This is a genomic window from Amycolatopsis vancoresmycina (assembly GCF_000716785.1).
In the GTDB taxonomy this organism is placed as follows: domain Bacteria; phylum Actinomycetota; class Actinomycetes; order Mycobacteriales; family Pseudonocardiaceae; genus Amycolatopsis; species Amycolatopsis vancoresmycina.
In genome coordinates this window covers 509,766-533,944 of the sequence record NZ_JNYY01000006.1, presented here as the reverse complement: position 1 = coordinate 533,944, position 24,179 = coordinate 509,766, and the positions used below count along the sequence as shown (strand labels likewise).

Annotated in this window: 16 protein-coding genes and 1 tRNA gene; 10 read left to right on the top strand and 7 right to left on the bottom strand. The window is 69.2% G+C overall.

The features are described 5' to 3' along the window. The first annotated feature begins 65 nt into the window (after positions 1-65). From OO60_RS17560 to gad, 4 genes are all read left to right on the top strand, one after another. Positions 66-638, top strand: a complete 573-nt coding sequence (locus OO60_RS17560) for an NADPH-dependent FMN reductase (protein ID WP_205624125.1) — start codon at positions 66-68, stop codon at positions 636-638. 136 nt (positions 639-774) lie between these two features. Further along, the gene (locus OO60_RS17555) at positions 775-1,197 is read left to right on the top strand and encodes an organic hydroperoxide resistance protein (protein ID WP_003072523.1); all 423 of its coding nucleotides are present in this window, start codon (positions 775-777) and stop codon (positions 1,195-1,197) included. Between the two features lie 44 nt (positions 1,198-1,241). Then, positions 1,242-1,718, top strand: coding sequence for a Dps family protein (locus OO60_RS17550; protein WP_003072518.1), 477 nt, complete (start codon positions 1,242-1,244; stop codon positions 1,716-1,718). Positions 1,719-1,791: 73 nt separating this feature from the next. Beyond that, a complete protein-coding gene (gene gad / locus OO60_RS17545) occupies positions 1,792-3,180 on the top strand; it encodes a glutamate decarboxylase (RefSeq protein ID WP_003072512.1) in 1,389 nt (462 codons plus the stop codon). On the opposite strand, the gene OO60_RS45870 is transcribed toward gad, so the two are convergent. Then, positions 3,177-5,462: an NACHT domain-containing protein gene (locus tag OO60_RS45870; protein WP_081911222.1), complete on the bottom strand. Its 2,286-nt coding sequence runs from the start codon at positions 5,460-5,462 to the stop codon at positions 3,177-3,179. The genes gad and OO60_RS45870 overlap by 4 nt on opposite strands. Positions 5,463-5,650: 188 nt before the next feature. Here OO60_RS45870 and OO60_RS17540 point away from each other — a divergent pair, with 188 nt between their 5' ends. After that, positions 5,651-6,277, top strand: a complete 627-nt coding sequence (locus OO60_RS17540; protein ID WP_003072506.1) for a TIGR03085 family metal-binding protein — start codon at positions 5,651-5,653, stop codon at positions 6,275-6,277. Between the two features lie 9 nt (positions 6,278-6,286). Continuing rightward, positions 6,287-6,472, top strand: coding sequence for a tautomerase family protein (locus tag OO60_RS17535; RefSeq protein ID WP_033261660.1), 186 nt, complete (start codon positions 6,287-6,289; stop codon positions 6,470-6,472). Positions 6,473-6,508: 36 nt separating this feature from the next. On the opposite strand, the gene OO60_RS17530 is transcribed toward OO60_RS17535, so the two are convergent. Continuing rightward, on the bottom strand, positions 6,509-8,359 hold the full coding sequence (locus OO60_RS17530; protein ID WP_033261659.1) for a S9 family peptidase: 1,851 nt from the start codon (positions 8,357-8,359) through the stop codon (positions 6,509-6,511). 39 nt (positions 8,360-8,398) lie between these two features. Between OO60_RS17530 and OO60_RS17525 the strand changes: the two genes are divergently transcribed. Next, positions 8,399-9,172 carry a methyltransferase domain-containing protein gene (locus OO60_RS17525; protein WP_003072498.1) on the top strand — a complete coding sequence of 258 codons (774 nt, stop codon included), beginning with the start codon at positions 8,399-8,401 and terminating at the stop codon, positions 9,170-9,172. 41 nt (positions 9,173-9,213) lie between these two features. Here OO60_RS17525 and OO60_RS17520 read toward each other — a convergent pair. Together OO60_RS17520 and OO60_RS17515 are read right to left on the bottom strand one after the other, a co-directional pair. Further along, positions 9,214-9,287, bottom strand: a tRNA-Pro gene (locus OO60_RS17520). Positions 9,288-9,315: 28 nt separating this feature from the next. After that, positions 9,316-10,296, bottom strand: coding sequence for a metallophosphoesterase (locus OO60_RS17515; RefSeq protein ID WP_003072494.1), 981 nt, complete (start codon positions 10,294-10,296; stop codon positions 9,316-9,318). Between the two features lie 183 nt (positions 10,297-10,479). Between OO60_RS17515 and OO60_RS17510 the strand changes: the two genes are divergently transcribed. The 3 genes from OO60_RS17510 to OO60_RS17500 all read left to right on the top strand — a co-directional run bounded on the left by OO60_RS17510 (position 10,480) and on the right by OO60_RS17500 (position 16,670). Continuing rightward, complete coding sequence (locus OO60_RS17510) at positions 10,480-12,165, top strand: serine/threonine-protein kinase (protein WP_033261658.1); 1,686 nt, start codon at positions 10,480-10,482, stop codon at positions 12,163-12,165. Positions 12,166-12,337: 172 nt separating this feature from the next. Then, a complete protein-coding gene (locus tag OO60_RS17505; protein ID WP_205624222.1) occupies positions 12,338-16,270 on the top strand; it encodes a golvesin C-terminal-like domain-containing protein in 3,933 nt (1,310 codons plus the stop codon). A 7-nt stretch (positions 16,271-16,277) separates the two neighbouring features. Then, positions 16,278-16,670 (top strand): hypothetical protein, encoded by a 393-nt coding sequence (locus OO60_RS17500; protein ID WP_003096943.1) that lies wholly within the window; start codon positions 16,278-16,280, stop codon positions 16,668-16,670. A 1-nt stretch (position 16,671) separates the two neighbouring features. On the opposite strand, the gene OO60_RS17495 is transcribed toward OO60_RS17500, so the two are convergent. The 3 genes from OO60_RS17495 to OO60_RS17485 form a co-directional block, all read right to left on the bottom strand. Beyond that, positions 16,672-17,121 carry a hypothetical protein gene (locus OO60_RS17495; RefSeq protein WP_003096946.1) on the bottom strand — a complete coding sequence of 150 codons (450 nt, stop codon included), beginning with the start codon at positions 17,119-17,121 and terminating at the stop codon, positions 16,672-16,674. Positions 17,122-17,130: 9 nt separating this feature from the next. Beyond that, complete coding sequence (locus OO60_RS17490) at positions 17,131-20,973, bottom strand: SGNH/GDSL hydrolase family protein (RefSeq protein ID WP_003096948.1); 3,843 nt, start codon at positions 20,971-20,973, stop codon at positions 17,131-17,133. Between the two features lie 873 nt (positions 20,974-21,846). Next, positions 21,847-24,033, bottom strand: coding sequence for a transglycosylase domain-containing protein (locus OO60_RS17485; protein WP_240490754.1), 2,187 nt, complete (start codon positions 24,031-24,033; stop codon positions 21,847-21,849). Between the last annotated feature and the right edge of the window lie 146 nt (positions 24,034-24,179).

Below are 24,179 nucleotides of genomic sequence, written 5' to 3'. Positions count from 1 at the left end.
TGTGACCAGGACCTCGGTCCCAGAGTCTGGTCCTCCAGTTAAGTGGAGGGGTTAGCCTGGAAAACGTGACTTCAGCCAGGACGGTCAACGTGCTCGGGATCGGCGGCTCTCTGCGTGAGGGCTCCCAGTCCGAACGCGCCCTGCAGATCGCGCTCGACGGCGCCGCGGAAGCGGGCGTCCGGACCAGGCTGATCACCGGCCCGGAACTCGTGCTGCCCTTCTACGACGCCGGCGTCCCCGAGCGCGACGAGCGCGCCACCCGGCTGATCGAGGCCATCCGGGAAGCCGACGGGCTGATCGTCGTCTCACCCGGCTACCACGGCGCCTTGTCCGGCCTCGTCAAGAACGCCCTGGACTACGTCGAGGACCTGCGCGAAGACCGCCGTCCCTACCTCGACGGCCGCGCGGTCGGCCTCGCCGCCGTCGCGTACGGCTGGCAGGCCGCGGTGACCACGCTCGAGCAGCTCCGCACGATCACGCACGCCCTGCGCGGCTGGGCCACCCCGCTGGGCGGCTCGATCAACTCGGCCGAGACCAAGTTCGACGAAGGCGGCGGCGCCTCCGACGAGAAGAGCGTCCGCACGCTTCGCCTGATCGGGCGGCAGGTCGCCGAATTCGCCGTGACGCGCGCCGCATGACGTTTTGCCCGGCGGCTGCCGGGTAGAACAGTTCACGTGACGCCTGCCATGTGGGGGCACTGTTCCGCGGGTGCGGGATGTTGTGCCCAGTGAAGACGCTCGCTGTGGAGCGTCCGCGACAGAAGGCAGGCTGAGCATGGGTCAGGCGATCTACACGGCGGTGGCGACGGCGCGCGGCGACGGGCGCAACGGCGAGGTGACGTCGTCCGACGGCGTCATCGACGAGTCGCTGGCCATCCCGAAGGAGATGGGTGGCCCCGGTGGGGACAAGACCAACCCCGAGCAGCTGTTCGCCGCCGGTTACTCGGCCTGCTTCCACAGCGCGCTGCAGCTGGTCGCGCGCCAGGCGAAGGTGCCGCTCGACGGCTCGACGGTGACCGCGGAGGTCAGCGTGCTCAAGCAGGAGGTCGGGTTCGGCCTCGGCGTCGCGCTGAACGTCTCGCTGCCGGGCCTCGACCAGGCCCAGGCCGACCAGCTGGTCGAGCAGGCCCACCAGGTGTGCCCCTACTCCAACGCGACCCGCGGCAACATCGAGGTCGCGCTCTCCGCCACCGTCTGACCCCCAACCAGGTCCGCACGAGTCCGAGGAAAGGATCACCAGAGATGAGCAAGTCTCCGATCAAGAGCCCGCTTTCCGAGGCCGACAAGGAGATCACCGGCAACGCCCTGCAGGCGACGCTGGTCGACCTGGTCGACCTGTCCCTCATCGCGAAGCAGGCGCACTGGAACGTCGTCGGTTCGAACTTCCGCAGCGCGCACCTGCAGCTCGACGAGCTCGTGGACACCGCGCGCCAGTACGTCGACGAGGTGGCCGAGCGCGCCAACGCCATCGGCATCTCGCCGAACGGCAAGGCCAAGACCGTCGTCGAGAGCTCGGGCGCGCCCGAGTACCCCGACAACTGGCAGTCGGTGGAGTCCACGGTCGCGGCGATCGTCGACATCCTCGCGAAGCTGATCGAGCGGCTGCGGGCCCGCATCGATGAGACCGACAAGAGCGACCTCGTCACGCAGGACCTGCTGATCGAGATCACCCGCGCGCTGGAAGAGGCGCACTGGATGTGGCAGGCCCAGCAGGCTTGATTTTTCGCGCGAAAGGGGTCGTTCCGGACGGGACGGCCCCTTTCGCGTTGCCGGGCTCAGTACGTTCGGTGGCATGGTGTTGCATCAGGGGAAAGCCGACCGCCCGGACCGCACGGCCGGGACGAACCCGCTCTACGCCGGCGCGAACCCGGCGCTCGCGGCGCACTTCGTCATGCCGCACGACAAGCTGCGGGAGGACTCGCTGCCGCCGGACACTGCGCTGCAGCTGGTGCGCGACGAGCTGATGCTCGACGGCAACGCGCGGCTCAACCTCGCCACTTTCGTCACGACGTGGATGGAGCCGCAGGCGCGGGAGCTGATGGCCGAGTGCGTCGACAAGAACATGATCGACAAGGACGAGTACCCGCAGACGGCCGAGCTCGAGCGGCGCTGCGTGAACATCCTCGCCGACCTGTGGCACGCACCCGACCCCGCGAGCATCATGGGCTGCTCGACGACGGGGTCGTCGGAAGCGTGCATGCTCGCCGGGATGGCGCTGAAGCGGCGCTGGACCCGCCTTGGCCGCGGCGGCAGGCCGAACCTGGTGATGGGCGCGAACGTCCAGGTGTGCTGGGAGAAGTTCTGCGAGTACTGGGAGGTCGAGCCCCGCCTGGTCCCGATGGACGGCGACCGGTTCCACCTGACGGCGGCCGAAGCCGTGGCCCGCTGCGACGAGAACACGATCGGCGTGGTGGCGATCCTGGGTTCGACGTTCGACGGCAGCTACGAGCCGGTCGCGGAGATCACGGCCGCGCTGGACGAGCTCGCCGAGCGCACGGGCTGGGACATCCCGGTGCACGTCGACGGCGCTTCGGGCGCGATGATCGCCCCGTTCCTGGACCCGGACCTGGAGTGGGACTTCCGCCTGCCGCGCGTGGCGTCGATCAACACGTCGGGCCACAAGTACGGCCTGGTGTACCCCGGCGTGGGCTGGGTTGTCTGGCGAGACAAGGCGGCACTGCCGTCCGAGCTGGTGTTCAACGTGAACTACCTGGGCGGCGACATGCCGACGTTCGCGTTGAACTTCTCCCGCCCGGGAGCGGAGGTCGCGGCCCAGTACTACACGTTCGTCCGGCTGGGGCGCTCCGGGTTCCAGGCGGTGCAGCAGGCTTCCCGGGACGTGGCGATGCACCTGTCATCCGGCATCGAGTCGCTGGGCCCGTTCTCGCTCCTGACCCGCGGCGACCAGCTGCCGGTGTTCGCGTTCACGACCCGCCCGGACGCGGGCTTCGACGTGTTCGACGTCTCACGCCGGCTGCGCGAGCGCGGCTGGCTGGTGCCGGCGTACACGTTCCCGGAGAACCGGACGGACCTGGCGGTCCTGCGGATCGTGGTCCGCAACGGCTTCACGCACGACCTGGCGGACCTGCTGCTGGCCGACCTGGCCCGGATCCTGCCGGACCTGGCAAAGGAGGGCGGCCACCCGAAGGACCCGGCGAAGGCGACCGCGTTCCACCACTAGGTCGGCGAGGGCTCGGGCAGCCGAGGTCGGTTTCGGGCTGCCCGAGTCCTGATCAAGTGATGCTGAAGCTCGAGGTGTCGGAATTGGTAGCTCACCCCGGACCTCCTGAGCAATCCCGCCTCGCACGCCCACATCAGGAATCTGGAAAGTCGCAGTGGTAGAACTCCCTTCGCCGCCGCGTAGGCTATTCCCACGACGTACCTGGTCCAAGCTGGAATCACTGCGCAGGTCAGTAGAAAAGATATTGCGAGAAAGTCGAAAACGACGCTGATTCTGATGGGTGTGCGCCCGTCGGCTATCCAGTCGAGTGTGGCGATCGTCAGTGCGCCGATCAGGGGGGCGAGTACGGCGAAGAAAAAAGGTTCAAATCTCAAGGTTGACTGAGGTGTGTTGACTTCGATTCTGTGATCCCACTCGGTGATGCGCGCCGACAGCGTGTTGAAAATAAGGGAAAGAATCCCAAATACTATTCCGACGGCCAATGCAATAAAAAGGACGAATAGAACCGCAGTTACAATGTTCTCGGGCAGGTTTTCTGACCAAATTACCTGTCTGCTACCGCCGGCTACTGCCAGCATTGTCGCGCCGGTGATCACGCCGAACCCAGTGGCGCGCACCGCCGTTCTGCCGCCTATCTTTGTACCGGTGCGAAGTCGATCTCTGGGTGGTATCCTGACTCGGTTGCGGACCCAGGGTGTTGGCCATGGCTGGCGTGCTCCATTCAAAGCTACGCCGGGAAGAATTACGAGAACCACCGTGAACAGGACGATGGTGATCAGAACCTTCACCCACGGGACCTCAAGATCGAGTCCATTGACGAATAACTGTAATTTGTCCTTCATTTGAGTACCGAACACTACCAAAAAGAACGAATAGTACATCAATACGCTGACGGCCATATGGGTGTATCGCACAGCCTGCTGGCCGGCAATGGGCCAGAGTAGATGTGGCGTGAGATCGATTCCGGAAAGTCCTGCTGGTGCGCGGGGGTCTCGCGAGCCGATCGTTCCCTGCCATGCCAGGTGTGCTGCGAGGCTTTCGAGCCAGGTCTCTACTTTCTCTGGAGTGTACTTCGGTGATCTGCGTTGGTTTTCCTTCCGTGTGGCTGCGAAAACGTAAGAATCTAGCAGAAATTCTTCAATTCTGGCCGACTGGTTTATTGATGAGTTATCGCGGAGAGAAAACATTTCTTCGGGATCGCGTGTTGAATCGAACAACGTGGTGGCAAGGTGAAGGCGCCAGGGTGTCGACAACACCTCATCCAGCACTCCCGCGTGGTCGTTGAGTGTCCTGATCCATCGTTGACGATGGTGTGGTGCCGCTTCGAACCTGTTCTCGATGTAGTTCACGATTTGGGCATGCTGCAACGGCAAGATCTGCACCTTGGTTGAGTCGCGCAGGGCTGCGCCGCCGGCTTCCATTTGTGTATAACGCTCCGACCGGCAGGTCAGCACCACTCTTCCTCGGGCTGGTCCGTCAATGTACTCGTTCAGGATTCGAATGGCTTGCAAGGCTCGGCGGGGTTCGTCGGCGTCAGCCCGGTCCATCTCGTCGAGGCCGTCAAGTATCGGTAGTAGCCTTCGGGGGCGCGCATTCGCCAATTCTTTTGCGCTCGCGCTTCTGATGTCGTAGTCGACGACTAGTCTGTCGGCTAGCCATTCTTCAAGACTTTGCTGGATATCCCAGCCGGCCAGGCTCAGTCGGATCGGTACGGGCGCACTCGGATCGCTCGACTTCAGCAACTGCAAGGTGAGCTCGATACTCATCATCGTTTTTCCGGAGCCGGGGTCACCCAACACTATCAGTCGTCCGGCCGGGAGGCTCGTGAAGAATTCCCCGATATCGGCCAGGTCTCCTCGTGTTCCACCTCCGGTGTCCTGGTAGCGAACAATTCCGCTCATCAGTCGGCGAACGAGCGACGGACGGCTGACGGTGGTCGGCGTGCCGTCGGAATAGGTTAGGTTGGCGGATGTGGTGTCGGCCAGCAAAGCGTAGCGGCTCAGTTCTTCTCTGCGGAATATCTCGGCGGCAAGTGATTCGAGAGCGCTTTTCGGTGTTGGCGTACCCCGTAAGCGGGCCTTGGTCCAGGCGACGATCTTGGTGAGCGCGGTACCTGAGGCAACCAGCAGGCCGGCTAGCTGTATCAGTCTGGCGACCTGTTGGTCGTTCAGGTCCTGTCGGCGAAATATCTCACCGGAAACCAGAAGTAGGACGGCAATGAATAACCAGATCCACCAAGGCGTCTGCCGGGCGGCTCGCAGTTTCACCCACCAGGTGCGCATCGCCGTATTGTGACGCCTCTGGCGGACCACAGGTACCCGGCAGGCTGATCTGCTGCAAAGGTGGTCTTGTGATCACCTGAGTGGCGTAACGTGCCACGCCCGGGCCGCGTCCGGCGGCAGGAAGGCGAGACGTGCCGGGCGTCTCTTCCCGTCGCCAAGGGCGTCTACCGGCGGGTAACCTCGCTCACATGGGTGTCGCTGCTGACGAACGCCGGGCGCTGAGTGCGCTCTTCGAAGAACTCGGGCCCGATGCGCCGACGTTGTGCGAGGGCTGGACCACGCGGGATCTCGCCGCCCACCTCGTCGTGCGGGAGCACCGGGCGGACGCCGCTCCGGGGATCGTCGTGCCCGCGCTCGCCGGGTACACGCAGAAAGTCCAGGACCGCTACGCCGCGAAACCCTGGGCGGAGCTGGTCGCGCAGGTGCGGCGGGGGCCGTCGAAGTTCTGGCCCACCGCCATCGGCCCGCTCGACGAACTCACCAACACCGCCGAGTTCCTCGTCCACCACGAGGACGTGCGGCGCGCGCAGGACGGGTGGGCGCCGCGGCCCGCGGACCCCACCCGGGACGCCGCCGCCTGGCGGTCGGCGACGCAGGCGGCGAAGCTGAACCTCCGCAAGTCGCCCGTCGGCGTGACGCTGCGCACCAAGGACGGCCGGGAGGCCGCCGTCAAGACCGGGCCCGATCCGGTGACGATCGTCGGGGAGCCGGTGGACCTGCTGCTGTTCGTCTTCGGCCGGGACGCCGTTCACCTGGACTTCGAGGGGGACGCGGCCGCCGTCGGGCGGCTGCAGGCGGTGAACCGGGGGCTCTAGGCTGCGCCCATGCCGATGATCAGCGTTGCCATGTTCCCCGGCCGTACCCCGGCCCAGAAGAGCGCCTTGGTCCGCGAGCTGACCGACGCGTTCGTCCGCACCTGCGGCGGGAAGCCCGAGGGCGTCCAGGTGACGCTGGTCGAGGTCGGCGCCGACCACTGGGCCAGCGGCGGCGTCCTGTACTCCGAACGCTGACCCGCCGGGAGGCCGGACCGGCCTCCCGGCGCAGCGTCAGCGCAGGCCGAGGGCCCGCAGCGCGAAGTGGACCTCGATCGCGGTCTGCTTGATCGTCTCGGCGATCACCAGCGAACCGTGGCCCGCGTCGTAGCGGTAGAACTCGTGGTGCAGGTCGCGGCCGCCGAGCCGGTCGAGGTAGTTCTCGATCTGGCGGATCGGGCAGCGCGGGTCGTTGTCGCCGGCCAGCACGAGCACCGGCGCCGTCACGGCGTCGACGTACGTGATCGGCGAGCACTCCCGGTACACCGCGGGCACGTCCTCCGGCGAGCCGCCGAAGATCCCGCGGTCGAACGAGCGCAGCTGCTCCATTTCGTCCTCGTACGCGGCGACGTAGTCCGCCACCGGCACCCCGGCGACCCCCGCCGCCCACCGCGCCGGCTGGGTGCCGAGCGCGAGCAGGGACAGGTAGCCGCCCCACGACGCGCCGTTCACGACGCACTTCGCCGGGTCGCTGAGTCCGGTTTGGACGGCCCAGTCGTGGACCGCGGCGACGTCCTCCAGCTCGGTCAGGCCGGGCCGGCCCTCGATGGCGTCGCGCCAGGCCGAGCCGTAGCCGGTCGAACCGCGGTAGTTGACCTCGACCACCGCGAACCCGGCGTCGAGCCAGGTCGCCCGATAAGCCGAGAAGCGGTCCTCGTCCGCCGCGTGCGGGCCGCCGTGCAGGGAGAACACCGTCGGGAGCGGACCCTCCGGCGCGCCCGAAGGCCGCGAGACCAGCGCGTGGATCCGCCCGCCGACGCCTTCGACGAACGCGTCGGTCACCGGCTCCGAGCCCGGTGCCCGCTCGCCCGGCGGCTCGAGCAGGATCGCGTCGGTGCCGTCGGTGGTCCGCGCCCGGACCGCGGCCGGCTCGGCGGCGCTGGACCACGAGTACTCGACCGTGCCGTCCGGGCGGACGCCCGCGCCGCCGATCCGGCCGGCCGGAGTGTCCAATGGGGACAATTCGGCCGAGTCGATGTCGTAGCGGTGCAACGAACTGCGGCCCTCGTGGAAGTGGACGACGAGCAGGGCGCGCGCGTCCGGGTACCAGCCGGCGACGACCTCGCCGGGCAGGTCCAGTTCGATTTCGGTCTCGCTGTCCGCCCGGACGTCCCAGACGAGCAGCTCCTCGCGGCCCCGCCGTTCGTGCAGCACCAGCAGGCGCTGGTCGCCGGGCAGCGGCGAGAACTCGAGCGCGGACAGGCCCTTGCCCTCGCCGTCCCACTTCTCGGCGACGGCTTCGAACCCGTCGGCCGTGAGCACCCGCAGCGCGGGGTGGCGCGAGTCGCCGTGCTCGGAGTGCGAGATCGCGATCAGGCTTTCGTCGCGGGACAGGGCCGCGATGCCGGCGTCGTCCGGGTGGCTGTAGAAGCGGCGCGTCTCGCCACCGATCCGGGCGAAGAGCTCGCTGCCGTCGTCGGTCGAGACGCCGACCGCGACGATCTTCGCGCCGATCTCGAGCCCGGCCTGGTAGCCGTCGTGGACGTCGGGGACGGCCTTCTCCGGCTTGCTGCCCTCGGTCGCGGCGAACGGCTCGCGGACCCAGGAGCCGAACTCGTCGCCGTCGGTGTCGTCGAACCACCAGATCCACTCGCCGTCGGGTGACGGCGTGGCGTGGAGGGTGCCGTTGGGCCGGTCGGTGACGCGGCGGTGCTCGTCCGTCGCGCGGTTCCAGGCGTAGACCTCCCAGACACCGCTGGCGTTGGAGGCGTAGACGTTGGCTTCCGGGGCGTCGCGGGCCCACTCGGGCACGGTGATGCGCGGGGCGTGGAAGCGGGCGCGCCAGCGGGCTTCGGCTTCGGCGTCGTCGAACAGCCGGTCCGGGACCACCGCGGGCGGATATTGGTTGGCTGACTGCGTGCTCACCCCTCGATCCTGCCACCTTCTGGCCGTACTGTGTGCGGGGTGCTGGAGGGTTACGCGCCGGGCTACGGTGCAGACGCGGTCACGATGATGTCCGCGCGCACGGCTGCCGAGCGCGCGACGTTCGCCCAGCCCCTGTTCCGGCCGGGCACGTGGGTGGTCGACCTCGGCTGCGGCCCGGGCTCGATCACGCTGGGCCTGGCCGCGGAATCCCGGGTGACGGGCGTCGACCGCGACGCGGGCCAGGTGGTGCTCGCCCGCGAGGCGGCCCGCCGCGCCGGAAGGTCCACAGTGGACTTCGTGGTCGGCTCGGCGTACGACCTGCCGTTCGCGGACGGCAGCGTGGACGTGGCGTTCTCGCACGCGTTGTTCGAGCACCTTTCGGCACCGGCGGACGCGCTGGCGGAGTTGCGCCGGGTGCTCCGCCCCGGCGGGAAGCTGGCGTTGTCCACATCGGACTGGAGCAAGGCCAGGCTGCGCCCGAAGACGGCGAACGTCGACGCGGCACTGAGGGGGCACTACCTCCTGCGCCGCCGCGCGGGCGGCAACCCGTTCGCCGGGCGGAACATCGCGGAGGAGTGCGTCCGGGCGGGGTTCACGGAGGTGGCCTCGCGCGCGAAGTACCGCGAGGACATGAGTTACCGCGACCTGGCGAAGTACGTGGAGTCCCGCCTCGACGCGGCGATCGCGGACCCGGCGTACGCCCGCGACCGCGACCAGCTGGCGAGTGCGGCCCGGTCGGCCTGGATGTGGACCCGCGGTGGTGACGGGGATTTCAGTCAGTGCTGGGTGGAGGTGACGGCGACCCGGCCCTGAAACCAGAAGAGCCGGTGTCCGAAGACACCGGCTCTTACTCGTCGGGGTGGCGGGATTCGAACCCACGACCTCCTCGACCCGAACGAGGCACGCTACCAAGCTGCGCCACACCCCGAGGTCTTGCTATCGGGTCGTCGAGAAGTCTAGCGGATGCTGTCGCGGGCTTTACGGGGGGCTGCCTTTCGCGGCTCGTTCGACCCCGACCCCCGCGGGACCAGCGTCAACAGGCTCGCCTCGGGCGGGCAAGCGAACCGGGCCGGCGCCCACGGTGACGTCCCCAACCCCGCCGAGACGTGCAGCCACATGTGCGCCCCCCACCTCGACGCGCCCCGCGCCCGGCTGCGATCCAGGTCACAGTTGGTGACGATCGCGCCGTAGCCCGGGAGCCGGAGCTGGCCGCCGTGGGTGTGGCCCGCCAGGACCAGGTCGTAACCGTCCGTGGCGAACGTGTCCAGCACCCGGGGCTCCGGCGAGTGCGTCACGCCGAGGCGGACGGCCGCGCCGCTGTCGGCCGGGCCCGCGATGTCGGCGTAGCGGTCGCGGCGCAGGTGCGGGTCGTCGACGCCGGCCGCGAACACCCGCTGCCCGCCGACGTCGATCGTGCGGCGGACGTGCGTCAGGTCCGTCCAGCCGTGCTCGACGAACGCCGCGCGCAGGTCGCGCCACGGCAGCTGGATGCCGTGGATGCGCTTCTTCTTGCCCTGCGGCATCAGGTAGCGGGCCGGGTTCTTCGGCTTGGGCGCGTAGTAGTCGTTGCTGCCGAAGACGAACACCCCGGGCCGGTCGAGCAGCGGGCCCAGCGCCCGCAGCACCGCCGGCACGGCCGTCCGGTGCGACAGGTTGTCGCCGGTGTTGACCACGAGGTCCGGGTCCAGTTCGTCGAGCGCGGCGACCCAGCGCTGCTTGCTGTGGTGTCCGGGCAGCATGTGCAGGTCCGAGACGTGCAGGATGGTGAACGGCCGCGACCCCGGCGCCAGCACCGGCAGTTCGGCGGTGCGGAGGGTCCAGCGGCGCCGTTCGATGCCGACGGCGTAACCGAGGGTCGCGACGCCGAGCGCCACCGTCCCCGCGGCGAGGCGCGCGGCCGTCGCCCCCGACGTGCGTGTGTTACTGAGCGTGCTCACGAACTCCAGGATACGTGCTCAACGGTTGGGTGACTTCGCCGCCGTTCCGGGGAACCTGCCGCTTAGCATTTGCGTCGGCCAGCAGGCCATCTTTCGGGGGTTCCGGGTGGCGGAGCCCCCGGCCCGGGGCGAAGCCCCGGTTGTTGCAGCAGGGTGTTCAAGCCGGGGGGCTTGGGGAGAACGATGGAGCAGTTCGGGCCGTACCGGATCGAGGGCCTGCTCGGCCGCGGTGGCATGGGCGAGGTCCACCGCGCCTACGACACCGCGCACGACCGCGTCGTCGCGCTCAAGCTGCTGTCCGATCCGTTCGTCGCCGACGAAGCCTTCCGCGCGCGGTTCCGCCGCGAGTCGCAGATCGTCGCGCGGCTGCGGGAACCGCACGTGATCCCGATCCACGCCTACGGCGAGATCGACGGCCGCCTCTACCTCGACATGCGGCTCGTCGAAGGCCGCGACCTCAAGGAACTCCTCGAAGCCGGGCCGCTCGAGCCCGGGCGGGCTGCCGAGATCGTGGCGCAGGTCGCCGGTGCGCTCGACGCCGCCCACGCCGACGGCCTGGTGCACCGCGACGTCAAGCCGTCGAACGTGCTCGTCACGGACGCCGGCTTCGTGTACCTCGTGGACTTCGGGATCGCGCGGTCGATGACCGCCGAAGGGACGTCGATCACCGGCACCGGCAACGTGATCGGCACCCTCGACTACATGGCACCGGAACGCTTCGGCGAGGCCCCGGTCACCGGGCTCGTCGACGTCTACGCGCTCGCGTGCGTGTTCTTCGAATGCCTCACCGGGCGCCGCCCGTTCCCGGCCGAGGGCGCGGCCGCGCAGATGGGCGCGCACCTGACCGCGCCGCCGCCGGTGCTCTCCCAGGCGCGGCCGGGCCTGCCGCCGGGCCTGGACGCCGTGGTGGCGCGCGGCATGGCGAAACGCCCCGCCGACCGGTACCCGACGGCGAGCGCGTTCGCCGACGCCGTCCGCGCGGCACTGACCGCGCCCGCGCCGCCCTTCCCGACGTGGCAGAAGACTCTGCCCGGGCCGGTGCCGCACACCGCTCCGGCGCCGATGACCCCGCCCCGGCCGATGCCGCTCCCGACCGCTCCGCGCCCGGGCCCGTTCACCGGGCCGCCGCCGGCCGTCCCGCCGGCCGCGAAGCCGCGGCGGAACCGGTGGATCGCGCTGTGCGCCGCCTTGGCGGGGATCGTCGTGGTGGCCTTGGTGATCACCTACGTCGTGACGCGGGACAGGACGACCCAGACCGCCGGGCCGGGACCGTCGACCCCGGACCCGGCCACCACATCCGAAGCCGGGAGTTCCCCGCCGCCCACGGAAACCACGTCGGACCCACCGTCCACTTCGGAATCGAAGCCGCCGCACGACACCAAGCTGCGCGACGCTCTTCCCGCCGTCTACAAGGGAGAGACGTGCACCGACGCGGCGCCGTCCGCGGGCGCGGTGGCCGCGGTCGAGTGCACCGACTCGACGGTCGGCGACGTCCACTCCGGCAACGTCATCCTTCCGCAGCCGACCGGCGCCCGGTTCCTGCGTTTCGCCGACGCCGGTGCGATGAACGCGTTCTTCCAGGACGTCGTGAAGACCCAGGGCCTGACCCGCAACGACGCCCAAGGCGCGTGCCGCCCGAAGAAGGTGCCGAAGATCTGGGGCACGTACTACCGAGCGGAGACGCCGAACCCGCTGCCCGGCGACTACCTGACGTGCTTCCTCGGCGACCCGGCCCAGCTCGTGTGGACGGACGGGCAGCGCCTGCTGGCCGGCGTCCTGCTGTCCACGAGGGTCACCGGCAACGACGAGCTGGACAAGCTCTACTACTGGTGGAACGAGCAGGTCCTGTCCCGGACCGCGCAGGGTTGATCACCCGGGCAGCGTATTGATCGACGGGCCCTGACCTGGCTGAATACCTCTGGAGAGGGGGCAAAACCGGCAATCCGCGCCGGTCCGCATCCACGGGGGTTCGCACCGCGTCCGTTGCCGGCGCGGTGCTTCGGTGTGAGCGGTTTCGCGCCCACTGCATCGAGGGGGATCAGTGAAATCCAGTCGTCCGCGGCTCCGCTTGGCGGCCGCGTTCGCGGTCGCGCTTTCGGTCGGCGCCGCCGTTTCCGCGCCGGCGTCCGCCGCGCCCAAGAACCCGAACCCGGAGACCGACACCAGAGCCGCCGCCCCGCCGCGGGCCACCGCCCGCAGCGTCGGCGCGGGGGAGCGCGCGCCCGGCTGGGACCGCTCGGCCGACCGGGCCTGGACCACCAGCGGTGACGCGGACGGCTTCCACCTCCTGGTCGCCGACGAGGCGAAAGCCTACGAATGGCGCACGATCGCCACGCTGGCCGAGCCGGGGCTCGACGCCGACTCGTGGATCGGCAACGTCTGCGTGACCGGGTCGGCCCACCGCGCGGTCGTCGCGTACGCCCCGCGCACCTTCACCAACAAGACCGAGCTCTTCGACCGCGGCGCGTTCACCGCCGTCGTCGACCTCGACACCGGCGCGGTGCGGAAGCTGCCGGTCCGGACCAGCCTCGCCTACTTCAACCCCTCGTGTGGCACCGGCGATTCCGCCGTCCTCACCCAAGCCGGCGACGAAGACCTCGGGAAGACCAGGCTGCTGCGCCTCGACGCGGCTTCCGGCAAGCTCGCCGCGCCCGTCGACGTCGCCGGGCAGCTGACGTCGGCGGTGCCGACGGCGCACGGCCTGATCGGCGCGACGAAGGACGCGCTCGTCCGGGTCACCGACACCGGCGCCCTGCAGCGGGTCGCCCCGGCGTCCGGGGTGCCCTACGCGCTGGCCGCCGACGCCGACGGCGGCGTCGTCTACCTCGACCACGACGGGACGCAGAACGCCAAGGTTCGCCGGGCGATGATCGACGGCACCGGGTCGGTCACCACCAAGACCCTCGCCACCGGCGCGCGGACCGCGCTGGGCGTGACCTCGGGCCGCGGTGGCCGGGTCGCCGTCACCGGCGTCAAGAAGGCCACGGGCGTGGCGCTGCCCGCCGCCGTTTCCCTGCTCGACGTGCCGAAGGACGCGACGGTGTCCACCGAGGGACGGCTCGCCGTCACCGAGGTGGTCAAGCCGGGCGCACCCGACCCGCGGCAGGCGCCCGCGGGCGCCCAGGCCGTCAACATCACCGCGACGGTCCTGCCCAACCACAAGCAGGTCACGCTCGTCGCCGAAACGGACACCGCACCCGCGGCCGGGCGCGTGACGAGCCCGGCCCCGGCCGGCACCTCGGCCGGCGCGACCACCAACGGCAGCCCCACCGACCCGTCCGACTCGGCCGACCGCTACTGCAGCGTGCCCCGCACCGACCCGCGCAACCAGGCGATGCAGCCGAAGCCCCGGCAGGTCGAATGGGCGGTCGACCAGGCCGTCCGCGGCGCGCTGACGGTGCAGCGGCCGTCGAACTGGAAGAACCTCGGCATGCCGGCGTACACGCCGCAGGGCCTGTTCCCCAAGGTGGACCTGGCCGGCGGCGGGTTCGTGCCCGCGCAGGTGATGCTCGGCATCACGGCGCAGGAGTCGAACATGTGGCAGGCCGCGCGGTCCTCGGTGCCCGGCACCACCGGCAACCCGCTGATCGGCAACTACTACGGCATCAACTACTACAACGGCAACGCGGCCGACGACTGGACGATCGACTGGGCGAAGGCCGACTGCGGGTACGGCGTCACGCAGGTCACCGACCACATGCGGCTGGCGGGCAAGGAAAAGGGCCCTGGCGACGAGGCGTGGCCGCTGCAGACACAGCGCGCGGTGGCGCTGGACTTCGCCGCGAACGTGGCCGCGGGTCTGCAGATCATCTCGAACAAGTGGAACGAGGTCCGGGCCGCGGGCCTGGTCGTCAACAACGGTGACGTCTCCCGGATCGAGAACTGGTTCTTCGCGATCTGGGCCTACAACTCCGGGTTCCACCCCGCTTCGGGGTCGGCGCCGTGGGGGCTCGGCTGGGGCAACAACCCGGCGAACCCGCGCTTCCTCGACAGCCGGCTCCCGTTCCTCGAGTACTCCTACGCCGACGCGGCGCACCCGCAGTACTGGCCGTACCCGGAGAAGGTGCTCGGCTGGGCCGGGCACCCGGTCAACCTGATCGAGACGCCGGGCACCATGGTCGCCGGCTTCCGGCCGTCGTGGTGGAACACCGTCGACAACCGGATCGCGGTCAAGCCGCCGGTGAACCAGTTCTGCGACGACAGCAACGAATGCCACCCCGGTGAGAAGAACGTGCCGGACTACGCGGGCACCGGCCCGGACGACCCCGCCAACGTCGTCGGCGAACCGGCCGGCCCGTGCGCGCACAAGACGGGCGGGAAGTTCGACCTCAAGTGCTGGTACCACCAGTCGAACACGTGGAAGCCGGACTGCGACTCCTCGTGCGGCTACGAGCTGCTCCGGTTCGACCCGGGGTACGCCTACCAGGAGGACGCCAACAGCTACCCGCCGAACTGCGAAACCCGGGGCCTGCCGTCGAACGCGCTGATCGTCGACGACGCGAACGGCGCCCCGCCCGTCCGCAACAACTGCGGGCAGACGTGGGCCAACGCGGGCAGCTTCCAGCTCAGCTACGACGACGACGGCACCGGGCACTACCCGGGCAAGGTCGACACGCACCAGCTCGGCGGCGGGTTCGGCGGCCACTTCTACTTCGGCCACACGCGCACGTCGTCGGTCGAGGGCGGCCGGCTGAAGGCGACCGGAACGTGGACACTGGACAACTCGCTCAACGCCTGGGCGCGGGTGCTGGTGCACCTGCCGGACATCGGCGCCCAGACGCAGCAGGCGCGCTACGACATCAACCTGGGCGACGGGCAGCGCCGGCACCGGTACCTCAACCAGCAGATCCAGCGCAACGGCTGGGTGTCGATCGGGGTGTACCCGTTCGCCGGGCGGCCGAGCGTCTCGATGAGCACGCTGACCGAGGAGGGCACCGGCGACCTCGACGTCGCCTGGGACGCGATCGCGTTCCAGCCGCTGCCGGCCAAACCGACGAACATCGTGGCGGCGCTGGGCGACTCCTACTCCTCGGGTGAGGGCGCCGGGAACTACGCGACCGAATCCGACCTCAACCACGGCACCGCCGAGTGGAACGCCTGCCGCCGCAGCGCCAACGCCTGGCCGCGCAAGATGGTGATCCCGGGGTCGGGCGGCTCGCTGGGTACGCTGTCCGACCAGTGGAACACGAACAACGAACTCGGGTTCGTCGCCTGTTCGGGCGCGATGACGTGGAACGTGTCCGGGCGGTGGAACGGCGCGGGCTCGATCCCGACGTCGTGGATCCACCCGGAGCAGTACGAAAAGGGCGAGGGTCAGTTCCACGAGATCAACCAGGTGGCCTCCGGGGTGCTGACGCCGGAAACCACGCTGGTGACCCTGACGATCGGCGGCAACGACGAGGGCGCGTTCGTCAACGCCCTGATGGACTGCGCGTCGATCACCAACTGCGCCGACGACGAGTACCTGCCGAAGTACAAGGCCGTCTTCGACCGCACGAAGACGCGGATCATCGACACCGTCCGCGCCATCCGCGGCGAAGCGCCGAACGCGCAGATCGTGCTGACGGCGTACCCGGAACCGCTCAGCCGCACGGTGAAGTGCGGTGGCTCCTGGTACTTCGACCTGAGCGAGGTGCACGCGATCGCCGAGCTGACCGGCTACGTCCGCGACAAGGAGGCCGAAGCCGTCACGCAGCTGCGCAGCGAAGGCATCAAGGTGGACGCGGCCGACCCGATCGGCGCGTTCGTCGGCCACGGCGGCTGCGACGACCCGGAGTGGATCAACAAGATCGTCCTCGGCCCCAACGGCGAGGGGGACTTCCACAAGGGGGACAACCCGACCCAGTTCTGCTTCTGGGACGTGCTGGGCGGAGCGTGCTTGAGCCGCGAGATGTTCCACCCCAACGCGGCGGGGACGACGGGCTACGCTCAGGTGATGGAAGCGCGCCTGACCCAGCTCCACTACCCGAGCTGATGACCTGATGACGGAACCGGGACGGCGGGGCAGGCCCCTGCTCCTCTGGCTGCTCTTCGGCGTGTTCCTGGCCGCGGCGGCGGGAGTGGTGTGGGTCTTCACCGTCGTCCCGGCCCGCGTGCAGGACAAGGTCACGGAGCCGCACGTGGTCGGCTCGGAGGCCCCGGAGATCGCGGCCAGGCTGGAGAAGCTGACCCCGGCGGAGCGAGCGGACGACACCTCGGTCCGCCGCGCGGCGGCGGTCGAAGGCGCGGTGGCGAACGAGATCACGCGGGACGTCTCGCGGATGACGGTGGTCGCCGAGCTGCTGTCGCCGGATCCGGACCACGTCTGTTACGCGTTCACGGTCCTGCCGCCGGGGACACCGGTGCGGTACGAACGACTGCGGAGCTGCCCCTGAATCAGGCGGTCTTGACGACCTCGTCTAGACCGGGGATGAAGGTCGGATCCTCCGGGCACGGCCGGTCGGCCAGCGTTACCGGGTCGGTTCCGGCGTCACGGGTGACATAAGCGACGCACAGCCGGACCCGGTGTTCCTGACCTTGGTCGGACCACGGCTCGTCGAAGCGGGTGCGCACCTCGAACCCCTTGCCCTGCAACGTCGTTTCGGCGGGGTTCGGCGGGCTGAGGTAGGCCGCGACCCGCTGTGCGGCCTGACGCGGGTCGGCACCCCGGGTCGCCGGATCCGCCACGATGTCGGCCAGGTCCTTGGCCGCCTGGCCGCGGACGTTGCCGATGGCGTGCTCGCGGGCATCGCTCCGGACGTGACTCTGCCACGCCTGGCAGGCCGCGGGAACGGCGAACAGGACGATCGCCGCTGTGCCCGCTCCCGCGGCCAGGCGCCATTTCACATTCCGAGATTACCAGTCGTGCAATGTTCGTTCAAGAACCTGGGCATAAAGGGTGGAACCGTATTCGTTGGGGTGGAACGACTGCTGGCTCACCGCCTGTTTGGCATCTCCCTGCGAGAACCGGGTGACGGCGGCGTGAATGGCTTCGCCGGTACCGCAGGCGCCCTTGCCGTCGAAGGCGGGGACGGGATCGGCGAATCTGATGTTGCGTCCGCCGTCCCGCATTCTCGTCACCGACTGGGACTGGAGGTCGTGGAGCTGGCCTGCGATGCCGCGGAACCACGTGATCGAATTGCTGCCGAAGAGCGTGGTGCACGGCGCGGCGTTTTCGACCGGTTGCGGATAACCCATGAACAGCAGGGCGGCGTTCGGCGCGGCGCCCATCACGTCTCTGATGGTTCTTTCCATGTCCGGGATCACGTTGCTGGTCAGCAACGCGGGAATGGTCTGGGAAACCGGTTTGCCGTCGTTGTCGAGTGACATGTCGGCGCACGAACCGCCCACGTGCCCCGGGAAGTAGAGCACGCAGTTGTTGAGGATGTCCGTGAACCGCGCGTCGTTTCCGCCGATCGACAGCGTGACCAGGTTCGTGTACTGGTCGAGATAACCCTGGTCGAGCTGTGCGGGTTCACCGTATTCGCCGGGGTCGCCCCGCCAGAGGTTGTGGGCGCGCGCGCCTTGGCAGGCGGTCATGTGGTAGTCGAGTGACGGGTCGAACGTGTCCGACCGGCTGCCGATGCTCTGCCCCGGGTTGTCGCTCAACTTGCCGATGCGTGACCACGCGTCCCTGGATCGGTGGCACGCGTTGCGCAGGGCCTTGTTGTTGCCGTCGTGGTCGGTTTCCCGGTAGTAGGCCCAGGAATCGTCGGGCGTGACCCCTTCGCCGGACGAGTACGAGTCGCCCATCGCGACGATCTGGTTCGCGGGCTTGCCGGGCAGCGGCTGGAAGGCGACGGCGTCCCAGGAGACGTCGTCGACGCCGTCGGGCAGGTCGCCGATGTAGTTCGCGTGCGTCATGTTGTCCAGGGAAACGCTGGGCACGCCGGAAAATTTGAACGCCCCGAGCGAACGCCAGCTGCCCGCCTGCGGCTGCCGGTTCTCGTCGAGGTAACCCCCTTCCGCCACCGAGCGCAGGGGTGAGGTGCTGTCCGAGCCGTTGACGCGGTACCAGGCCTGTGGCGTGGTCGCGCCGTGGTCGGGGACGTACACCAGTACCCGGGCCCAGCCGTTGATCGCCTGGTCGAGCGTCCAGGTCCCGGTGACCTTGTGCTTGGCGTTGACCAGGCTGTCCTTCCAGGTGTGGGCGAACCAGAAGTGCCCGCGGTAGCCGGTGTCGAGCTGGTGGAAGTCGATCTTCGACGGGTAGTTGCCCGCGTTGTCGGGGGTGAAGCTGAACGTCAGCGACCCGTGGCTGACCGCACCCGCGCCGCAGCCGTTCCGGGTGCGCGTGCCCGGGGCGACGTCGTCGACGATCAGGAAGCCGCTCGAACCCGGCGGGGTCGAGCAGTCCGCTCGGTAGAACTGCCCCGGCTGCGGTTCGGCTTCGCCCGGCGCGTGGATCACGGCTTCCGTGCCGAGCAGGGCCGCACTGGGCTGCCACGTCGACGACGTGTGCCAGAAGCACGCGAGGTCGTCGCGGAGGCAGTGGCTGGCGACGGTGCCCGGGAAGTTCCCCGGCACGTGGGTCTGGGCCGGGTCGCAGCCGTTCTGCGCGGGTGCGCAGAACGTCAGCAGGGCCGGCAGACTCGGTTTCCCGCCGGGGAAAGCCGCCTTCACGAAGGTGGCGCCGTACTGGCCCGTCGACCAGTTGTAGCGGACCAGCGAGTTCTTCGCGAAGCCGATGACGCGTTCCGGATAGGTCCAGTCCCCGGGGTGCTTGGCGTCGTTGCAGTTGCCGTTGCTGTCCTGCTGTTCCTTCTTGCAGCTGGTCAGGTTGTCCAGGAAGCCCTTGCGGTCCTGGATCAGGTCCTGGTTGGCCATGTTGTTGGACCAGCCGAGCCCGTACACGTCCGGATGGCTGTTGGGGTCGGTCGGGTCGTTCAGCTTGTGCCAGCCGCTGTTGTACGCCCAGAGCGCGAACCACCAGTTCTCGACGTACCGCGGGTCGGCGTTGTTCGCGACCACCCCGAGGTCCTTCATCTGGTTCCACTTGTCGATGAGGATGTTCAGCCCCGCGGCGATGTTGGCGGCGTAGTCGACGGTGAGCGCCACCTGCTGGTCGTGGCTGTACACCGTGCTTCCGTCGCCGACGGTCATGCCGGTGGTGACCTGGGTGGCGCCGTAGCCGCAGTCGGCCTTGGCGAAGTTCACCGAGTCGACGCCGACGTTGCGGCCGTAGAAGCCGCCCTGCTCGAAGTTCCCGCTCTCGCCGTCCACGGCGTGCGGGCTCGCCTGCCACATGTTGGATTCCTGCGCCATGATGCCGAGCAGCACCTGCGCCGGCACCAGGCCGCCGCCGCGAAGTGCGTGCATCGGGAAGAGCCCCTGCGGCGTGTAGGCGGGGAGCGCGGAACCGTTGTACCCGGCCGGGCGGGACACCGTGAGCGCGCCCTTGACGGCGAGGTCCGCGGCCCACTCGGCCATCTGCGGCGTTTCCTGCAGTGACTGGATGCGCGGGTCGTTGCGCGGGATCGCGCACTTGCGGTTCGGGTCCGTGGTGTCGTCGCCCGTGCCGGACGGCTGGGCGCCACCGGTACCCGCGGTCTTGGCCACGGCGGGCGAGTCGGCCCGGCCCTGGTCCGGTTGCAGCGCGCCGGGCTCGACCTCGAACTCCGGCTCGGCGCCGGTCGACAGGACCCGTGCCGTGATCCGCACCGGCGTGACGCCGGCGGGCTGCGGTGCGGATCCCGGCGCGGCGGGGTTGCCGGACAGCGCGGACTCGACGCTGAACGCGCCGGTGGTCGAGAGTTCCGAGTCGGCGGGCACCTTCGCGGCCTGCCAGCCCGCGGGCGCGGACGGCAGCACGGCGTCCGGCCCCTGCAGGAACACCCGGCCGGCGGAGCCGTGCAACTGGACCGAGCCCTGCGGTGCCTTGGCGACGACCTTGTCGACCCCGTCGGCGTACCGGTGAACAGCCGTCTCGGCGGCCGTCTGGGTCTGGTAGCCGACGCCGCCCGAAGCGTCCACGGTCAGCCGGAAGGCGCCACCGGATGCGTAGGCCACCGGCTTGACCGCGCCGTCGGCACCGACGGACACGAGGTTGTCGCCCTTGGCCGCGATGACGCCCTTGCCGGTGGGGACAGCGGAGGTCACCTGGCCGACGGTGTCCACAGTCGACGTGATGCGGCCGGCCGCAGTGTCCACGTTGAACAGCCGGGAGATGTACTGGCCCTTGCGGAAGAAGTTCTGCGTGAGCACCGCCTGCTCGCCGGAGCCGCAGCCCGGGTTGTAGTACGCGATGGACACGGGTTCCGGCAGTTTGGTGACCGCACCGGTGTCCAGGTCGACGACCGCGGCCAGCGCACCGCGGTGGTAGCGGTCCTCGTCGTTCACGAGCTGACGCGGCGCGTAGACGACCACGGCTCGCTTCCCCGACGAGGTGACGCAGGTCCGGCCGATCCACCGGTCGGTTTCCGTGCCCGTTTCGGTCAGGGTGGCGGCGGTGCGCCAGGCGTAGCCGTCCTTGGCGTCGGCGACCAGGACGTGGAAGCCCGAGGCGTCGCCGTTGCTGGTCACGGCCCGGTCGAGGGAGCCGGCCCAGCCGGTTCCGAGCACTTCGGACCGTTGCGCCACCGGAACGGACGAAGCCGCCGGTGCTTCGCCGCCGGTCACCGGCCCGGTCGGTGGTGGTGCTGCGGCCTTGGCGGCCGGAGCGGTGATCATCGCGCAGGCCACGGCCGCGGCCGCGGCCACGGGTAGCCGGCGCAGTCTTCGGTGCGCAGGTCTGTGGGCAGAAAGCATGGGGATACCTACCTCGGAACGAGGGAAAAGGGGACGGGCGAGCCGTTTCCGGAGAAAACCGCAGCGTGGCCCGAAACATCGGCAAAGGGCGACGGCTGACAACCGAATTGCGGTGCGGCGCGACGACGGAAAGGAGCGATCGCTCCGGTGTTCGACGTTCGACGGCCGAATCGGCGCACGGCGGCGCCGCATGCTCACCCCCTCCCCAGGGTTGGCGGCCACGCTCGAACCCGCAGAACGTTGCTGCAGGTCATCGCAGTAAACACCGAGCGGGTGCTGGTGATCAAGGGCTGACCGGGTGACGGCCCGACCGGCTCGATGCTGTCTTGGTGATCTACTGACGTCACTCGAACGGTGGCTTGAGGGGAAGCCGCCGCGCGCAGCTATGCTCCGTTCGGGGAGGAGGGGCTGGTGACCCTGTGCTGGGTGCCGGATATCGAGCCGTCGGCTCATTCTCGACTCTCGTTCACGGTGATCGAGGTGAATAGAGGGTCTTGATGCGCATAATTTCCGGAAAGGCGTCGGCGCCACCGGTTTCGTCGACATCTGGTCACGCGACGGCGGCCGGACCTGGCTCCAGCGCGGCCCCTTCGGCAACCCCGAGAACAAGACCAGCATCACCTCGGCGGCCCAGCTGACGAACCTGACCACCAGCTGGGTGTTCCGAGCTGGCGGCTACCACAACGGCCAGCAGGTTCTCACCGGCTGGCACTGAGCCGGAACTGTCGACCGGCCACGACCCTGCAGCGGGGATCCGGCACTGCTGAGCAGGAACGAAAAAGCGGGCCACGGCGATTCACGCCGTGGCCCGCTCGGCTCCCGGGACTACCGGCCGGGGCCGCCCATGTACTGCGGGTCCGGCTGCGGTAGCGGCGCTTCCGGCTGGCCGGCCAGGATGTTCGACACCGCCCCGAACCACGTCCTCGCCGGGGCGTGCCCACCGAAGATGTTGCCGTCGCGGCCGCCGGGGCACAGGCTGACCCGGCCCGGTCCGGCGTCGCAGATACCGCCTTGGCCGCCGCCGAACTTGAACGTCATGGCCGCGCCGGCGATCTGGGGGGTGCCGCCCACGAACGCCGCCGAGACGTTCGACTGCGTGGTTCCGGTCTTGCCGATCAGCGGACGCGTCCAGCCCGCCGCGGACGCCGCCTGGAACGACGTCCCGCCGCCCGGCTGGTCGTCCTTGCTCATGCCGACCGCGAGCGTGTTCGCGAGCCCTTCCGGCACCGCCTGCTCACACGGGGCTTCCTTGATCGGGACCGGCTTCCCGTTGCGGTCGGTCACCCCGGCGATCGGCGTCGGCGGGCACCAGACGCCGCCGGACAGGATGGTGGCGGCCACATTGCCCATTTCGAGGCCGCTGACCGGGCTCACGCCGAGGGTGAACGAGCCGAGGCCGGGGCTGTTGCCCTGGGGCCCGTAGTACTTGGACTGGGGATCCCGCAGCTCGGCCCGGTTCGCGTTCGGGTCAGGCGTGCGCCCCGCCGCGCTGCTGGCCATCGTGTCGCGCAGGCCGAGGCGGTGCGCCATGTCCACGGCGGGGCCGGTGCTGCCGATCCGGTCTTCGAGTTCGACGAACGCGGTGTTCGGCGAAGTCGCCAGCGCCGTCTGGATGTTCGCACCACTGGCGAGCCTGCTGTAGTCACCGGCGTTGCCGACGCAGTACCAGAACGTTCTCGGTTTTCCGGTCGGGCCACCGCACCCGCCGGGCCCGGTGGTGAAGACGTGCGAGGTGTACTTGTCCGGGATGTCGATCGGCGAGTAGATCCCGGCAATCCCCTTGTCCATCGCCGCCGCGGTGGTGAAGATCTTGAACGTCGACCCCGCGCCACCGGTGTTGTAAACGCCTGCGGGCAGCGTGTACGTCGTCTGGCCCGCGTCCTGGTTCTGCCCGTAGTCCCGGTTCGCGGCCAAGGCGACCACCTCGTGGCGGTCCTTGCCCGGCTTGATCAGGGACAACGTGTTCGCGATGTACGGCTGGGTCTTCTTGACCTGGTTCTCCGCCGAGACCTTCGCCTCGTGGTTGGCCCGCTCGTCCAGCGTGCTCTTGATCGTGTAGCCGCCGGAGTAGAGCTGGTCCTTGGTCATCCCGCTGCTCTTGAGCAGGTAGTCCTCGACGTACTGGCAGAAGAACCCGGCCTCCGGGCCCGCGCCGATGCAGTTGGCGGGCGGCTTGGCCGGGCCGTCGGCGACCACGCCGAGCGGCTCGGCCTTGAAGCGGTCCGCGTCGGCCTTCGCCAGCTTCTTGTTGTCCACCATCCGGTCGAGCACCAGGTTGCGGCGGGCGGTGGCCTTGTCCGGGTGGTTCCACGGGTCGTTGTTGATCGGGTTGTTCACCAGCCCGGCCAGCAGCGCGGCCTGCGGGACCGTGAGCTTCTCCGGCGTCGTGTCGAAGTACGCGTGTGCGGCCGCGCCGATGCCGAAGATCTGCCGGGAGAACTCGACGATGTTGAGGTAGTTGGCCAGGATCTGCTGCTTGCTCAGCTTCGTCTCGAGGTTGATCGCGATCCGCGCTTCCTTCAGCTTGCGCGAGATCGACTGCTCCTGGGCCTTCTTCTGGCCGATCGGGTCGTTCCGGTAGACGACGTTGATCAGGTAGTTCTTGGTGAGCTGCTGGGTCAGCGTCGAGGCGCCCTGGGTGTCGGCGCCGGTGCTGTTGCTGACGGCCGCGCGCAGCGTGCCCTGCCAGTCGACGCCGTGGTGCTCGTAGAACCGCTTGTCCTCGACCGAGACGAGGGCCCACTTCATGGCCTCGTTGATCTGGTTCTCGGTGATCGGCAGCCGGTACTGGCTGTAGAGGGTCGCGATCGGCTTCCCGGTGCTGTCGGTGACCGTCGTCACCAGCGGGGGCGGGATGTCGGCGAGGTCGGAGGAGGTCTTCTCCACCGTCTCGCTGGCCTGGTTGGACATGACACCGGCGGCCCCCACGACGGGGAAGAGCATGCCGGCGACGAGCACCCCCGCGAGCAGACAGAGGCCGATGAGCTTGAACAAACCATCCGCTTTTCGCACGAGGGCCAGGCTACCCGGAGTGAGTCGGGCGCCGGTGACGCCGTGTCTCCGAGGGGGTGAAATCCGTGACAAAACAGCCCCCCTTCGGTGACAACTGGTAACGGAAGGCATTCTGGGTCTTGGCGGGGGGAACCGAAGGCCCCTAC

Excerpts from the sequence above, each read along its gene's own strand:
- OO60_RS17555 (WP_003072523.1), top strand. The coding sequence starts at position 775 with ATGGGTCAGGCGATCTACACGGCGGTGGCGACGGCGCGCGGCGACGGG.
- OO60_RS17550 (WP_003072518.1), top strand. The coding sequence starts at position 1,242 with ATGAGCAAGTCTCCGATCAAGAGCCCGCTTTCCGAGGCCGACAAGGAG.
- gad (WP_003072512.1), top strand. The coding sequence starts at position 1,792 with ATGGTGTTGCATCAGGGGAAAGCCGACCGCCCGGACCGCACGGCCGGG.
- OO60_RS45870 (WP_081911222.1), bottom strand. The coding sequence starts at position 5,462 with ATGCGCACCTGGTGGGTGAAACTGCGAGCCGCCCGGCAGACGCCTTGG.
- OO60_RS17540 (WP_003072506.1), top strand. The coding sequence starts at position 5,651 with ATGGGTGTCGCTGCTGACGAACGCCGGGCGCTGAGTGCGCTCTTCGAA.
- OO60_RS17535 (WP_033261660.1), top strand. The coding sequence starts at position 6,287 with ATGCCGATGATCAGCGTTGCCATGTTCCCCGGCCGTACCCCGGCCCAG.
- OO60_RS17510 (WP_033261658.1), top strand. The coding sequence starts at position 10,480 with ATGGAGCAGTTCGGGCCGTACCGGATCGAGGGCCTGCTCGGCCGCGGT.
- OO60_RS17500 (WP_003096943.1), top strand. The coding sequence starts at position 16,278 with ATGACGGAACCGGGACGGCGGGGCAGGCCCCTGCTCCTCTGGCTGCTC.